Source organism: Pseudoalteromonas maris, from assembly GCF_049257235.1.
Taxonomy (GTDB): Bacteria; Pseudomonadota; Gammaproteobacteria; order Enterobacterales; family Alteromonadaceae; genus Pseudoalteromonas.
On the sequence record NZ_JBMMUF010000002.1, the window covers coordinates 241,314 to 257,468 of the forward strand.

Annotated in this window: 13 protein-coding genes and 1 tRNA gene; 6 read left to right on the forward strand and 8 right to left on the reverse strand. The window is 45.2% G+C overall.

Annotated elements, in window-relative coordinates:
- Positions 1-11 precede the first annotated feature (11 nt).
- Positions 12-3,197 (forward strand): amidohydrolase family protein, encoded by a 3,186-nt coding sequence (locus tag AAEU32_RS04115; RefSeq protein WP_421969253.1) that lies wholly within the window; start codon positions 12-14, stop codon positions 3,195-3,197.
- A gap of 174 nt (positions 3,198-3,371) precedes the next feature.
- A complete protein-coding gene (locus AAEU32_RS04120) occupies positions 3,372-4,193 on the forward strand; it encodes a Tim44 domain-containing protein (RefSeq protein WP_421969254.1) in 822 nt (273 codons plus the stop codon).
- Between the two features lie 51 nt (positions 4,194-4,244).
- On the opposite strand, the gene AAEU32_RS04125 is transcribed toward AAEU32_RS04120, so the two are convergent.
- The 6 genes from AAEU32_RS04125 to AAEU32_RS04150 all read right to left on the reverse strand — a co-directional run bounded on the left by AAEU32_RS04125 (position 4,245) and on the right by AAEU32_RS04150 (position 9,626).
- A complete protein-coding gene (locus tag AAEU32_RS04125) occupies positions 4,245-5,756 on the reverse strand; it encodes a leucyl aminopeptidase (protein WP_421969255.1) in 1,512 nt (503 codons plus the stop codon).
- Positions 5,757-5,933: 177 nt separating this feature from the next.
- Complete coding sequence (locus tag AAEU32_RS04130) at positions 5,934-6,353, reverse strand: hypothetical protein (protein WP_421969256.1); 420 nt, start codon at positions 6,351-6,353, stop codon at positions 5,934-5,936.
- A 47-nt stretch (positions 6,354-6,400) separates the two neighbouring features.
- Positions 6,401-6,886 carry a helix-turn-helix domain-containing protein gene (locus AAEU32_RS04135; protein WP_421969257.1) on the reverse strand — a complete coding sequence of 162 codons (486 nt, stop codon included), beginning with the start codon at positions 6,884-6,886 and terminating at the stop codon, positions 6,401-6,403.
- A 225-nt stretch (positions 6,887-7,111) separates the two neighbouring features.
- Complete coding sequence (locus AAEU32_RS04140; RefSeq protein WP_421969258.1) at positions 7,112-8,140, reverse strand: CNNM domain-containing protein; 1,029 nt, start codon at positions 8,138-8,140, stop codon at positions 7,112-7,114.
- Positions 8,141-8,225: 85 nt separating this feature from the next.
- Positions 8,226-9,110: a LysR family transcriptional regulator gene (locus AAEU32_RS04145; protein ID WP_421969259.1), complete on the reverse strand. Its 885-nt coding sequence runs from the start codon at positions 9,108-9,110 to the stop codon at positions 8,226-8,228.
- 18 nt (positions 9,111-9,128) lie between these two features.
- Positions 9,129-9,626 (reverse strand): DUF6841 family protein, encoded by a 498-nt coding sequence (locus AAEU32_RS04150; protein WP_421969260.1) that lies wholly within the window; start codon positions 9,624-9,626, stop codon positions 9,129-9,131.
- 171 nt (positions 9,627-9,797) lie between these two features.
- Between AAEU32_RS04150 and AAEU32_RS04155 the strand changes: the two genes are divergently transcribed.
- A complete protein-coding gene (locus AAEU32_RS04155; RefSeq protein WP_421969261.1) occupies positions 9,798-11,105 on the forward strand; it encodes an ABC1 kinase family protein in 1,308 nt (435 codons plus the stop codon).
- Between the two features lie 108 nt (positions 11,106-11,213).
- On the forward strand, positions 11,214-11,951 hold the full coding sequence (locus tag AAEU32_RS04160) for a substrate-binding periplasmic protein (RefSeq protein ID WP_421969262.1): 738 nt from the start codon (positions 11,214-11,216) through the stop codon (positions 11,949-11,951).
- A gap of 71 nt (positions 11,952-12,022) precedes the next feature.
- On the opposite strand, the gene AAEU32_RS04165 is transcribed toward AAEU32_RS04160, so the two are convergent.
- Positions 12,023-12,099 (reverse strand) — tRNA-Pro (locus AAEU32_RS04165).
- A gap of 134 nt (positions 12,100-12,233) precedes the next feature.
- Complete coding sequence (locus AAEU32_RS04170; RefSeq protein WP_421969263.1) at positions 12,234-12,875, reverse strand: arylesterase; 642 nt, start codon at positions 12,873-12,875, stop codon at positions 12,234-12,236.
- Between AAEU32_RS04170 and AAEU32_RS04175 the strand changes: the two genes are divergently transcribed.
- On the forward strand, positions 12,876-13,637 hold the full coding sequence (locus tag AAEU32_RS04175) for an ABC transporter ATP-binding protein (protein WP_421969264.1): 762 nt from the start codon (positions 12,876-12,878) through the stop codon (positions 13,635-13,637).
- Entirely contained in the window at positions 13,627-16,128 is a 2,502-nt protein-coding gene (locus AAEU32_RS04180) for an ABC transporter permease (protein ID WP_421969265.1), read from the forward strand. Before AAEU32_RS04175 ends, AAEU32_RS04180 begins: the two co-directional genes overlap by 11 nt.
- Positions 16,129-16,155: the final 27 nt, after the last annotated feature.

Here is a 16,155-nt window from a genome sequence, read left to right on the forward strand (position 1 = left end):
TAGAGAATCCTATGAAGACTCCATTTTACAGTGCGTTGGCGTTGGCAATTTCACTTGCCTTACCAGCGGCTCATGCAGACGACACAAAAGATGATAAAAAGTGGCAAGTAGACGCTCCACAAGGTGAGTTTGTTGATGCCAAAATCAGTGTAACTCAAGGTACCTGGATGAACGTTGATGTCAGTCCAGATGGTCAAACTCTCGTATTTGACTTGCTAGGTGATATTTACACCATGCCAATTAGCGGAGGTAAAGCTACTAAGCTTACCACTGATATCGGTTGGCAAATGCAACCACGCTTTAGCCCAGATGGCAAACATATCGCATTTACATCGGACCAAGGTGGCGGCGATAACATTTGGATCATGAACCCTGATGGGTCAGAGCAAACTCAGGTGACTAAAGAGTCTTTTCGTCTTCTAAATAGCCCTGCATGGAGTCCAGATGGGGATTTCATTGTTGCACGTAAACACTTTACCGCGAGTCGCTCATTAGGCGCGGGTGAAGTGTGGATGTATCACAAAGCGGGTGGTTCAGGTGTGCAACTGACTGAGCGTCCTAACGATCAAAAAGATTTGGGAGAACCTGCGTTTTCTCCAGACGGTCGTTACGTGTATTTCTCACAAGATGCAACACCAGGCAAAACCTTCCACTACTCAAAAGATTCAGTGCAAGGGATCTACAAAATTAAACGTTACGACCGTGAGACAGGCGAGATTGAAACCATTCTAAGTGGTGCGGGTGGTGCTATCCGTCCAACACCATCTCCAGATGGTAAAACCTTGGCCTACATCAAGCGTGATGATTTCCAAAGTACCCTGTATTTATATGATTTGGAGTCAGGTAAAGAAACCAAGCTGTACGACAAGCTTGAGCGTGACATGCAAGAGACATGGGCGATTCACGGCGTATATCCAACCATGGCCTGGACTCCTGACAATAAGTCATTGGTATTTTGGGCAGGTGGTAAAATTCACAAATTAGATGTGAACAGCGCCCAGAGCTCAGAAATTGCATTTGAAGTGCAAACAACTAAATCGATTCAAAAGGCGTTACGATTTACCCAAGACTTGGATACCCAAGAGTTTGACGTAAAAATGCTGCGTAATGTGCAGGTGTCTCCTGATGGGGAAACGGCTATTTTTGAAGCCATGGGGCACATTTACAAGCGTGACTTGGAGTCAGGTAAAATAAAACGTCTAACACGCCAAGATGAACATTTTGAGTTTTTCCCAACGTTCTCACGCGATGGTAAGCAAATCGCTTATGTGACATGGGATGACGAAGAACAGGGCAGTGTCCGTGTAGTGTCAGCTCGCTCTGGCCGAGGGGATACGCTTACCAGTGAGCCCGGCAAGTATGTTGAGCCTGCATTTAGCCCAGATGGCGAAACCTTGGTATTTAGAAAGTCATCAGGTAGTAGCTTATTAGCGCCAGAGTGGTCACTAAAACCAGGTATTTACGCGGTTAATGTTGATAAACCGAAAAAGCCGGAGCTGATTACCGAGCAGGGTTATCAGCCTCAGTTTGGTAAAGACAACGACCGTATTTATGTAATGAGTCCGTGGCCTAAGCCGACCTTTAGTGTCGTTGAGCTTGAAAGTAAAAAAGTACGCAAGTTGTACGAGTCAAAGCATGCAACAGAATTTAGAATCTCTCCAGATGGTCAGTATTTAGCGTTCGCTGAGCGCTTTAAAGTATTCGTCACGCCATTTGTTGAGCGCGGTAAAACTATCAACATTGGCCCTAAAGACAGTCAATTCCCAGTAGAGCAGCTATCTGTGCGTGCTGGTGAGAATATTAGCTGGAGTGGTGCGAGTGACCGTCTTTACTGGAGCTTAGGTCCTGAGCTTTATCATGCATCGCTTGATGGTATTTTTAGCATCAAGGGTGATAAAGAGGCTGATTTTAAAGTTCAAAGCGGTGAAAACATTGGCTTTAAACAAGCCATGGCAGAGCCTAAAGGTATGATTGCGCTTGTCGGTGCCAAGATTGTCACAATGAATGGCGAACAAGTCATTGAAAATGGTGTGGTATTGACTGATGGCAAGCACATCAAAGCGGTGGGTGCACAGGCTGATGTGGCTATCCCAGATGATGCTCAAGTAGTTGATGTGTCAGGCAAAACGATTATGCCGGGGATCATCGATGCGCACGCACATGGCGCTCAAGGCAGCGATGAAATAATTCCAGAGCAAAACTGGAAAAACCTTGCTGGCCTAGCGTTAGGTGTAACAACCATTCATGACCCGAGTAACGATACCACTGAGATTTTTGCAGCCAGTGAGATGCAAAAAGCTGGAAAGATCGTAGGTCCACGTATTTTCTCAACAGGCACCATCTTGTATGGCGCGAACATGCCCGGTTATACCTCGCATGTAGATTCATTGGATGATGCTAAGTTTCACCTTGAGCGCCTGCAAAAAGTGGGTGCGTTTAGTGTGAAATCGTACAACCAACCACGACGTGATCAACGCCAGCAAGTTGTTCAGGCAGGGCGTGAATTAGGCATGATGGTTGTGCCTGAAGGTGGCTCATTGTTACAGCATAACTTGAGCATGGTTGTTGATGGCCACACGACTATCGAGCACTCAATTCCTGCGGCAAATATCTATGATGATATACGCCAGTTGTGGTCGCAAAGTGATGTAGCGTATACGCCAACTCTGGGTGTAGCGTATGGCGGTATTTGGGGTGAAAACTACTGGTACGATAAAACGGATGTTTGGAATCATCCACGCTTAAGCAAGTTTGTGCCTAAGAACCAGTTATTACCGCGTTCTATGCGCCGTACCAAGGCGCCTGAGCATCATTACAACCATTTTAACAATGCGCGTGTTTCGGCTGAGCTACAACAGCAAGGAGTGCTTGTTAATGTTGGCGCACACGGTCAGCGTGAAGGTTTGGCGGCACATTGGGAAATGTGGATGTTCGCTCAAGGTGGCATGACGCCACTGGAAGTGATCCGCACAGCGACTATTGATCCTGCAAAAACACTTGGCCTGGATAAGGACCTAGGTTCGTTAGAGGCAGGTAAATTAGCTGATTTAATCGTGATTGATGGCGATATCCTCAGTGACATTCGTATGTCGGATAAGGTGCAATACACCATGATTAATGGCCGTTTATTTGATGCGCAAACAATGACAGAGGTGGGGGCAAAAGCCCGAAAACCACTGTTTTTTGAAAAGCCATAAGATAAACGCTGTTTATCGTTATAAAGCCCGCATCGTGCGGGCTTTTTCTTTTTGCGTATCTGCTAAGGGTAAATCGTCTAAAAACCACGCAAACGCAATATCAAAGGCCCAGTATTACTTGCCTTGGCGTTAACTTTATATACACTGCCGCCTGCATTTATTTTTGAGGTTATCATGAAGTACTGGGTACTGGTTTTTACGCTGCTAAGTGTATTGCTTACAGCAAGTTTTGACGCACAAGCACGTAAGAAATTTGGTGCTAAACGCACAGGTAAAACAGAACAAACGCAAACTACGCAGCAACAACAACCAACGGATACTACGAGTGTCGTAAAAAAGACGACGCCCAAAAAGGGAATAATGGGCGGGATACTTGGCGGGCTGTTGGCTGGCGGGTTAATCGCAGCTATGCTTGGCGATGACTTTGAAGGCATACAATTGCTCGAAATTTTATTATTTGCAGGCATCGGTTTCATGTTGTTTAAACTCATTACTAACATGATGCGTAAACAACACGTGAGACCAGCGATGGCATCTGCTCATGGGGCACATTACCAGGCGCCTGAGCGCGTGCAATCTCATGTCCTAAGCAACTCAGTACATGCACAATCAATCATTCCTATGGATTTGCCGCCACACTTTGACGAGCGAGGCTTTTTAAATGCTGCCAAAGATCATTATGTGACTATTCAACGTGCATGGAATAACAGCGACTTTAATGTTATTGCACAATACCTTTGTCCAGAGCTTGTGGATGAGTTTCAAGCACTGCGCGCTGAGCAAGGTGAGGTGAAAACCGAGGTGTTATTTGTGGATGCCCGAATTGTAAGAGCGAGTACATCACCAACTTGCTGGGCTATCAGCGTACACTTTAGCGGCCAATATTTTGACCAAGTTGAAAACGCCAAAGAACCTATCAATGAAATTTGGCATCTTGAGCGCAAAAATAGCGCTGATGCACCTTGGCTCATTGTGGGTACTGAGGACTTAGTTTAAGACCTCATACTGAGTAAAAAGGTGACCAATAGGTCACCTTTTTAACTTGCGTTACTTGGTCTTTAACAACCATTCACTTAATAAACGCACACCATAGCCTGTACCGCCTACATTAACTTCACCCTTGGCTGAACTTGCAAGGGCATTACCCGCCATATCAATATGCACCCAGCGAGTGTCGCCGGCGAAGTGCTGTAAGAATGATGCTGCTGTTGTCGCACCTGGTCCGCCTGAGCCGATATTTTTGATATCAGCGATGTCAGATTTAAGCATATCTTTGTAGCCAAGTGGCAAACGCCATACATTTTCGTTAACCACTTTGCCTGCTGCGGTAAATTCGCTTACAAGCTGGTCATCCTCAGAAAAAATAGCGCTGTAACGATTGCCCACCGCACGCACTTTTGACCCTGTAAGCGTTGCGATATCGACCATAATTTGAGGTTTGAAATACTCGCGGGCATACCACATTGAGTCGCTAAGAACTAAACGGCCTTCAGCATCTGTGTTAACCACTTCAACACTCAAGCCTTCTGCAGTACGCAAAACATCGCCTGGTGCAATGGCTGTTTGTGACACCATGTTAGCCGCCATACCCATCACGCCCACAACGTTTACTTCTGCTTTGCTCAGTGCCATGGCTTTGACAGTACCAAGTACCGCTGCTGCGCCAGCCATATCTGATTTCATGCGCGCGATAGATGCGCCTGTTTTGATGCTATAGCCACCGGAATCAAAAGTGATACCTTTACCGACAAGTGCAATGGGTGCGCTATCTGAGCCTTTATAGTGCGCCACCACAAGGCGTGCACCATGCTCACTGCCGCGGCCTACGCCTTCAAGCGCCCCCATGCCTAACTTTTTAAGTTCTTTAGGCGTTAGAATTGTTACTTCAACACCGTATTTCTCAAGCTCTTTTGCGGCGTTTGCGAAGTCTACAGGAGTCATTTCGCTGGCAACTTCTGAGGTTAAATCGCGCGCTAAAAATACACCTTGTTCAATGTGAGCAAGGGCAGAGTATGCTTGCGCTGCACGTTGTGCATCGTCTACAGCAAAATGGTAGCTAATGGCGGTCTTTACAGCGTCCTTTTTGTACACATCAAAGCTATGGTCGCGTAAGTTGGCACCGTGAGCGAACTGCGCTGTTAGCTGAGCATTATTGATTTGGCCTTCAATATTGGCGAACGATACATCGACAACGTCTGCTTTTAATGTTTGCAGCTTGGCGTGGATATTACCGCCTAGTTTGGCCATATTAGCTGCGTTTAGCTCGTCTTTTTCGCCAAGGCCTACCACTAAAATACGCTCGTAATCAGAGTCAACAGGCGCAAGAAGTTCCAAAGTGCTACCTTGGCTAGCATCAAAGCGTGCTGCCGCCGCCGCTTTACTAAGTTGTGATGCGGTTTGCTCTGCAAAAGCCGTTGTTGGTAAGGCTTGGCCTTTTATTTGAGTAACAACGAGCGTTTTAGCGCCACTGTGGCCTTTAAAACTAAAGTCAGCTGCATGCACGCTGGCACTTAGCAAAGTAGCTGCTGCAATGGCATTTAAAGTAAAAATACGCGACATTTTATTCTCCTAAATTCGCAAAGTTGCGCCATTTTTACCTTATTTCACTACCGCTGATAATCAAATGTCGGTGAATGAACGAGATTTGCCGTTAAATTTCATAAAACGTTACGCATGAACAGCAAGAGACGTTATCTGTATCGTGATAACGTCTGGATGAAGTATTGAGAGACTTTATTATGCGTTTTTTGCAACACCTTGGCGCCAAGCGCAAAGCAAACTTGCCATAAGCAATACGATGGGGAGGGGCATCAATACTTTAATATATTGTGCCCACAACGCATGTTGAGGATGTAAATATACGCCAAGTACACCATATAATGTGAGCAACATGCCACACACCAGCGTGTTTTTGTATCCACTTGCTGTTCCCCAGCCTGAACTCATTGCACCAACAAGTAAACAACCAATGAGCCCCGCAAACATGCTTTGAGTTTGCAATCCGATATCAACTTCTGCCATGGCCATCGCTTGTTGGTGTGACACGCCCTCAGGCAGCCACATCTGTACTAACACTAAGCCCGCGACAGTGACATACAGCAAAAATGCGGTGATTGTTTTAATGATGATTTTGATATTTAATTTATTGTTTAACATGGTTTTCTCCTTTTATTTAATGGGTGTTAGCAAGGAGAAAAAAGGGATTATTTGAACAGTCCGCGTTTGTAGCCTTTATAAACTAGGACACTTACTGAAAACAGCAACGCAAGCGACACTGTGTTTTTCAAAAGCTCCATGGTCTCAGTGTCTATGCGCTCAGCTGTATAGGCATCATAAATGCCCCAAAAGCCAAAGCAATTTGCCGCTATCACAAACAATAACGACATTAACAGCTGGTTCTTATCTCTTTTGGTACCAGAGCTTTGGTTGTTGTGCTCACTCGAGCCTTCATGAGAGAGGCTGCCAATGGTGTCACTGTGTTGCTCTATTGGGGCGCTTAATAGTTGCTCACAACTAACCTCAAGCACTGCAGCAATACTCTTCACTGATTCTTGCGAAGCAACACCTTTGGCTTCTATACGTTGCACCGTGCGAATACTTAATCCTGCCATCATGGCGAGTTGCTCTTGTGAGTAACAGCGGCTATCGCGAAGGCTTTTTAGAGTGTGAACATTTATTTTCATTTTCATATTTAGGGTCTCCTTGCTAACTGCCAATTAAGTTAGCAGTAGACCCTTTCCTGCAATACGACAGAGGTGCGAAATGCATCTGACATTGTTACGTAACGAATACGACACTATAGGCAATGATTATTGTTTTTTAAAGGTTTTTTATGCAGCTCGCGCCAAAGCTATTGTAGGTGTAACCTCAACAAGGGTAAGCTGAGAAATACAGGTATCGCGTTTGGAGAATACTCAAACTTGGGCCTCTTTCACATGCTTTTTCAGCTTCCCCCAACGTCGACGAGCAAAGCGGCGCATATTGGCGATTTGGTCGGTTTCATCCAAAATTGAACGGCCAATAATTGTCTCTAAAATGTCTTCCATGGTGATCACACCTTGCCAAGAACCATATTCATCGTACACAAGACACATATGGTGTTGCTCTTCAATGAGTTGTGTGAGCAATCGCTCTAAGCTGGTGTTGTTGACGACAACTTTTGGTTTTCGAGCAAAGTCTAAGGCGCAGGTTTGATTCTCAACAGTAATGAGATCAGATTTAAATAAAATGCCCAGCGGTGCTTCATCCTCATCAAGAATAGGAAAGCGCGAGAACTGGCTTCTTGTCACCTTGTTGCGAATGTCTTCAAGTGACATGTCAGGCTTGAGCGTTTCACACACAATACGTGGTGTCATAACATCACGCACCTTCATGGTGTGTAAGTCTAATATGTTGGTGATAGTGCGGTGTTCCGTCTCATCAATGTGCTCTAACTCAACGCCAAGTGACGATAACGCTTTGATTTCAGTCCTGAGATCTTCTTCAGTATTACTGCCGCCAAGCATGCGGGTAATGTTGTCTGATATCCAAATAAATGGTTTGAGAATCCAGATTAGAAAATTGAGAACGGGAGGCAAGATGACTGAAATTTGTCGCCAAAACTGAGCGCCAATGGTTTTAGGGATGATTTCAGACAACAACAAAATCAAAATCGTCATCACCGCTGAAGTGATACCTAGGTATCCGTTACCAAATACGATAGTAACTTGGGCGCCGACACCTGCTGCGCCGACAGTATGGGCGACTGTATTGAGCGTTAAAATAGCGGCAAGGGGTTGATCGATTCTATCTTTGAGTTTTTTAAGTGATTGATATCGATGAGGGTTGTCTAGCTTTTGTTTTGCAATAAAGCTCGGAGTGATTGATAACAATGCGGCTTCGAGAATAGAGCATAAAAAAGACACGCCAATAGACAGAACAGCAAACGCGATGAGCAATAACATAAAGCGGTTTTTTGACCTTATTTATAAGTGAATTAACAATACGTGCCTTATTTATATTTGGGTTAAAAATCACAAATAAAAGCCTTTATGTTCGCTTCAGCGCGGTTTTCCCCATCAGAGTGTCTCGATGGCGAGTTATTGCTGTATATAACTCTGTCATCAGTAGTTTGATTCTTGGCACTTCAATGAGAGTGGGATGCGTCAGCACCCAAATCGGCGCAAATTCATGTGCCTCTTGGTTGCCTACCTCAATTAGGTTGTCCATTTGGCCAGCGATATAACACGCTCCGTAAAGCAAACCTAAACCGCGGTTAGCGGCATCATGACGAACATGTAAATCATCAATAACAATGCCTGCAGGTGCACAAGGGTAGGGGCTGTGCTTAATCCATGTCTGCTCTTTTACATCTGCTGACCTCACAATCCATGTATAGTTGTCAGGTGATGTGTTCTCGAAATAGTGTTGGTTTGCATAGTAATTGACGTACACAGCGCCTGCACAATGACCCACTAAATGTTCGCTGGGTTTATTGGCAACACGAATGACGATATCGGCTTCGTAGTTATCAATATCAACTATGTTGTAACTGCATTGCAGCGATAAACTAATGTTTGGATAGCGCACTGTAAATGCAGAAAATTCATCTAACAAGAGATACTGCGCAATAGCTGGTGGTATAGAAACTGTAATGTTACCACTGTGATCAATAAGTTGCGCTCGCTGTGCACTTTGCTGAGCTACAATAAGCGTCTCAAGCTGTTGCGCGGTTTGTAATAGTTCAACACCTGCTTTTGTCAGTGTATAACCAACAGGCGTTGACTCTATCACTGGATAACCATAACTGTGATTAAGTTGCGCCAGACGCCGCGCAATTGTGCTGTGGTTTACCGTCATTAATTTTGCGGCGTTACGCAGTGTTTTGCCCCGGTGAATCGCTAATATGAGCCGATAGGCATCCCAGTCTTCCATAATAAATTACGTGGTTTGTTAGAGGGTTTGTACCCCAGTATGCTCATGGACTGCAAAACTAGCAATACGCCAATGGTCATCTGTTTTGTATAGCAAGTAGGTTGCACCCACTTTGTTAAATATAGCGCCATTGTCGCCGTAGCGAACAGCCAAATTGGTGGCAACAGCGATGTTGTTATCTAGCAACCGGATATTAACTTGCTGCCAATGTACAGACGTCACCCCTTGGCTTTTTAAGTTATCTAAAAACAAAGCAACCTGCGCAGTAAAGCGTTCATTATCTATGCTTTGAGGAATGTTGCTTGAGGACATGAGCATGACCGTGGGTGTGTACATCTGCGTGATGCCTTCGAGCTTTTCGCCGCGTAAATAGGCATTGTAATGGCCCATGTAATCAGCGAATAAAAGCGTAATGGCTTGTTTATTAATTTTGTCTTCGGTGGGCATTTCAAATGCCCAACTAGCGCCACAGCATAGTGACATGATTAGTATTAGATAACGAGTTAGACAACGCATATGTATTCCTTGGTGGCGATAAATTTCGTCTCATACACTAGCAAGGTTGGTGCTTAAAGTGTGTGGATTGTTTTATAAGTTCAATGTTGCATCAGTGCAACAACACTGCACAGGGATCGTAAATCATTGCACACGCGTAGATTTAGACACGATGTCAAAACGGATTGAACCATGCAAAAGCAAAAATCAGTGCCCACCTCTCGTGTTGGAAGGGCTGCCCGCTTTGGGTTACTCGCCTCTAAGGTGGCAGGTAACATGCTGCTGGGCGGTGCTAAGTCGATAGCGTCGGGGCAGCATAAGTCGCGTCAAGAACTGTTGCTTAATGCAAAAAATATGGAAAGTTTCGCCAATCAACTGGCTCACTTGCGTGGTGCGGCGATGAAGCTAGGGCAATTGTTATCGATGGACAGTGGTGAGCTGTTATCACCAGAGCTTGCAGCTGTACTTGCTCGCTTGCGCTCTGATGCCACGCCTATGCCACACAAGCAACTCACTGCAACCATGCGTAAGTTATGGGGAGATAACTGGCTCGATAACCTCGCCAATTTTGAGCTTAGACCCTTTGCAGCAGCGTCGATTGGTCAAGTGCACCGCGCATATACAGAGTCAGGGCAAAAGTTGGCGATAAAAGTTCAGTACCCTGGAATTGCTAAAGGCATAGCCAGTGACGTTGACAACCTAGCGTATTTGTTACGGTTGAGCGGGTTATTACCAAAGAACGTTGATATCGGCCCGTTAATAAACGAGGCTAAAACGCAATTACTCAACGAAGCTGATTACAACCTAGAAGCGCAATATTTAGCACGTTACAGCGACCATCTACGTGGTGATGAAAACTACTGTACACCTGATGTCATAGCACCTCTGTGTAGTAAAGAATTGCTAGCAATGACATTTGTAGAGGGCCAAGACATCGACACCCTTGCAAATGCCAGCCAAGAGCTAAAGAACAAAGCATTAGAGCAGCTCATTACACTGTTTTTAAGAGAGTTATTTATCTTTAAACTCGTTCAGACAGATCCAAACTTTGCCAACTATCGGTATCAATGCGATGAACAACGCTTGGTGCTATTAGACTTTGGCGCGACTCGTGAGCTACCTCCACATATTAGCGAGGGGTACAAACGATTGCTCGCAGCAGCAATCGATAACGACAAGCAAGCAGTCGCAGATGCTGCCAAACACATCGGTTACTTTGAAGAGGGTTTAGCACAGGCTTACATAGATAATGTGGTGGATATATTTATGCTGGCCTGTGAGCCACTGCGTTTCGACGGTGAGTACGACTTCGCTAATAGTGATTTGCCTAAACGCATTAAAGAGCTGGGTCTAGCTATGAGTACTCAGTCACAGCACTGGCACGCCCCGCCTGTTGATGCACTGTTCGTACACCGTAAATTAGGCGGTTTATTCTTGATAGGCGCAAAACTTGGAGCAAAATTGAATATCAATAAGATTTACCAACAAAGCGTGTTTTAATTACAATAAAAGCGCCAGTAAACAATATGTTGTCTATACTTACCAGATGGATTTGGCGAATATTTATACTACACTGTTGTGAGATGCTACGAGGCTAATAAGACCGCGATGTTAAAATTTTTAGTTGTTGTGATGTTATCAATTTTCTCTCTTTCCCCGTATGCCTATTCCAAGCAGAGCATTTCGGTGGTTATTGGTCTTGATAAACCACCTTATAGTATCAATGACGGTGATATTGGCTTTGAAGTTGAACTCATCAGTAATATTTTCAATAGGTTAGATTATGAAGTTGAGTTTATTACAGCGCCTTTTGGTCGTACAGCGAAGATGTTGGAGCTCCCCAATGTTGATGCTGTAACTACTGCCAGTGTGGTTAACTACGCTGATTCACCATACATATCTGATACGTATATCACCTATCAAAACGTTGCAGTGTCATTGCGAAATCGGAACATAAAATTAGCACAAATGGGGGATTTGTCTGAGTACTCTATCGCCACTTTCCAAAATGCCGACACCATTTTGGGCCCGCAATTTGCCAAAGCGGTTCACAAAGGAAATAAGTATATTGAGATAGCAGAGCAGAAGAACCAGTTATCGTTTTTAGAAAAGAACAAAGCCGATCTGCTTGTTATGGACATCAATATTTTTAACTTCTTCAATCGATCCTTTCAATTAGATGTGGCGATACATGAGATTTTTCCACCCACTAAATACGGCATGCTGATCAAAGATCCGGCACTAAAAACCGCCTTTAACGAACAATTTAAAGCGTATCAAACAACAGAAGAATACAATGATTTGCTGAAAAAGTGGGGGATAGCATTAGCACAACAGAGCCAATGAGCTGAGCATGATTAGATTGGTTGTATTGAGTTTTAAACGCGCCATGATTTGGCTGTGAGGGTGAGAAAAGATGGTCGGCATAGCAGGATTTGAACCTGCGACCCCTGACACCCCATGACAGTGCGCTACCAAGCTGCGCTATATGCCGACTTCGATTGCCATACTACGCAAAAAATCCCTAATTGCAAGAGAGGCTCAAACTGTTTGCCTATAAAATATTCACATTGAGAATATTTCCTAACCGATACAAAAAAAGCGCCGTAAAACAGCGCGTTTGCCGATTTAGTTTAAAGATGCTTCTTTGCCACTGGCGAGCCAGTTGCTTATTTCTTCTTTCATAATGTCGCGCAATACAGGTTGGGCATCCGCATTGGGGTGGATGTTATCGTTTTGCATCAGCATGCCATCTGTAGCCACCTTTTCAACGAAAAATTCCATCAAGTACGCATTGTCCTGTTGTGCAACGTGCTCAAAACTTTGCTCGAACATTTGTGTGTAGCGCGGGCCATAATTGGGCGGAATGCGAATTTTCATCATCGCGACGTCAGCGCCTGCAGCGCGACTTTTAGTTATCAACGCGCTGAGGTTTTCTTGCATTTTAGTTACGGGAAAGCCGCGCAAGCCATCATTACCACCGAGCTCAATCAGCACATGAGTTGGATTGTGCTCTGCCAGTATGGCGTCTAAGCGGCGCAATGCTCCGCCTGTGGTTTCGCCGCTAATGCTCGCATTGATTAATTTTATGGGCTTTTTTTGCTCTTCGTACGTATCTTGTAACAATTGCACCCAACCTTGGTGTTGTTTTAACCCATAAGCTGCGCTTAAGCTATCTCCAAGTATAAGGATTTGGTTGTCAGCCCAAACCATAAATGGTTTAGTGACAAGTACTAAGACGAAAAAAGAACGTAGGATTAAAGCATTCATATGTCAGCGTTATCTCAATTAAACATTATTCAAGTCAAAGAATTAACTAAGTCCGTTAATACGCTTGACGGCGACTTAACGATCCTCAGTGACATCAGCTTTAATGTCAAGCAGGGTGAGTCAGTAGCCATTGTTGGCGCTTCAGGTTCAGGAAAATCAACCTTGCTCAGTTTACTGGCTGGGTTGGACAGAGCAACAACTGGCAGCATCATACTTGATGGTGACGCACTTGAAGCGCTTGATGAAGAAGGTCGAGCAGCGCTTCGCGCTCAAAAAGTAGGTTTTGTATTTCAATCTTTCATGCTGGTGCAAAGCCTCAGTGCGCTTGAGAACGTGATGTTACCTGCAGAGCTTGCCAATCAAAAAGATGCCAAACAACAGGCATTAGATCTTTTGGAAAAAGTAGGCCTTAGCCATCGTGTAGAGCATTATCCATCGCAGTTATCTGGTGGTGAACAACAACGTGTAGCCATCGCCCGCGCATTTGTTGGTACGCCAAAAATCCTATTTGCGGATGAACCCTCAGCAAACTTAGATAGCAAAAACGGCAAGCTCATTGAAGAGTTGCTATTTGAGCTAAATAAAGAGCAGGGCACCACGTTAGTGCTGGTAACACATGATGAGGCCCTCGCGCATCGCTGCGATAGAATTCTACACATAGAAGGCGGTGAGCTTACGCAATTACGTGAGCCACAAGACGCAGAGTCGTCGGGCAGTGAAGATGAAGAGCAAACGTCGCAGGAGCACGCGAATGTGGGCTAAGTTAGCATTTAGATTGTTTTGGCGTGAACTACGCCGCGGCGAACTTACGGTTATTTGTGCCGCTATTGCACTGGCTGTGATGACCGTACTCACACTGTCTTCGGTGACTGACCGCATCGGTCAGGCGATTTTACAAAAATCCAATGCATTTATTGCAGCTGATAGGGCGTTGGCTAGTAATCATGCGTTGCCTGATGACTACCTTACACAGGCTCAGAGCATGGGATTGCAAACGGCTCGACTTACGTTCTTTGATACCATGTTATTTGCGGGCGACAGAATGCAACTGGCTGCAATAAAGGCCGCATCAGCAGGTTATCCGCTCAAAGGTGACGTGCTCATTAAGTCAGACTTTGATGCGCCAGAACAAGTAGCGCAAGGTATTCCTCAACCAGATAATATCTGGCTCAATGAGTCTGTTATGTATTCATTGGATTTGAATGTAGGTGACACAGTCGAGCTTGGCGCAGCAACGTTTACCGTCAGTTATATCTTAAGCGAAGAACCTGATGCGCCATTTAACATTTTCTCCGGTAGCCGCCGTGTGTTACTCAACGAGGCCGATATTGCAAAAACCCAAGTCATTCAGCCCGGTAGTAGGGTGTTTTATCGCCAGTTGTACGCTGGTGACTCGCAACAAATTGACGCCTTTTATGAGTGGCTTAAGCCTGAAATGGCCGAAAATCAGCGCTGGTATGGTGTAAAGGACAGACAGTCGCCAATCTCAAACTCCTTAGAGCGTTCGGAACGTTTCTTACTACTGGCAGGTTTGCTCGGTATTATTTTGGCTGCGGTCGCCATTGCAGTATCCGCTAAGCGTTACTGTGAACGCCAATACGACCCTGTGGCCATGATGAAGACCTTAGGAGGCGCGCGCTCGCAAATCCGTAGTATCTATTTATTGCATTTGGCCTTGGTGTGCGGTTTTTCACTGCTAATGGGTTTGGCTGTGGGTTATACCCTGCAACATCTAGCGGGCAACTATATGGCAACTAACATGGATGTCATGTTACCACCGGCATCGCTGCGCCCATGGCTAAGTGCTGTGTTTATTGGTGTGGTGTGTGCGGTGATGTTCTCGATTAAGCCGCTGCTAGATTTATTCGATATTCCACCTCTGCGCGTATTGCGTCGTAACTTGGGCGACCGCTTAGTGGTTAGTAAAATACATCTGACACTGTCGGCGCTGACGGTGTTTGCATTGATGTGGCTATTTAGCGGCAAAATCGTGATTACGCTGATATTATTTGCGTCTTCGGCACTCGTTGTATTGGTATTGTTTGCGCTCTCTAAAGTGATCTTTGGTACGGGCCGTAAGCTTGGTCTGAGTCCAGGAAATAGCTGGTCATTGGCAATAGCGTCTATTCAAAAACGTGCCAATGCCAATGCTGTGCAGCTGATCAGCTTTGCACTGGCAATAAAGCTCTTGTTGTTCTTGATTGTTCTTAAAAATGACATGATCAACGACTGGCAATCGCAGCTTCCTGCGGATGCTCCCAATGCCTTTTTGGTGAACATTACCGAGGCAGAAAAACAACCAGTTTCTGACTACCTCGCCTCTGAGGGCATTGAAGTTTCGCGTTTTTATCCAACAATTCGTGGTCGAGTGAACGCCATTAATGGGGAAATGGTCGCCCGTGAGGTGTCCATGGAAGATAACGAGAAAAAGGATGAAGAAGCTCGCTCTGGCGTTGGTCGTGAGCTCAATCTTACATGGGTGAGTGAGATGCCAAGCCATAATGTGCTCAGTAAAGGGCAGTGGTTTGGTGATAACAGCAAAGGCGAGGTATCAATCGAAGAATCAATGGCGGAGCGTCTTGATATCAAACTTGGCGATACCATTGGCTTTATGATTGGCTCGCAGACTTTTGAAGCTGAGGTGACCAGTTTCCGCGAGGTGAACTGGTCTACGCTGAAGCCAAACTTTTTTATGATTCTAAGCCCTGACTTGCTTGAAAACTTCCCAGCCACGTATATCGCCGCTGCGAGGATTGATGATGATCAAAATAAGGCGTTCACGTCGTTGTTGCGCCAGTATCCAACCATTACCGCGATTGACGTTGATAACTTTGTTGATCAAATACGCTCGACTATTGAGCAGGTCTCTCTTGCCATTGGCTTTGTATTGGCAATCGTTGTTGTGTGCGGCGCATTAGTGCTTATTTCGCAGGTTCAAGCCAGTTTGGGAGAGCGCATGCAAGAGGTTGTTATTCTGCGCACACTCGGCGCGCGTGGGAAACTCATTCGTCATGCCACCTTATACGAGTTTTTGTTATTGGGCTTGGTGGCAGGTGTAGTTGCGGCCCTTATCAGTGATGTGGCACTGTTTGTAGTGCAAAGGCAGCTGTTTGAACTGCCCGGAAAATTCCATCCTGACATTTGGTTCGTAGGGCCTGTCGCTGGTGCAGTATTCGTCGCTGTGCTTGGTTATGCGATGATAGCGCGCACGTTAAATAAAAATACCAGCGGTTTGCTGCGCAAGCTGATGTAACCAGCACACAATTATTAAAACACCGCC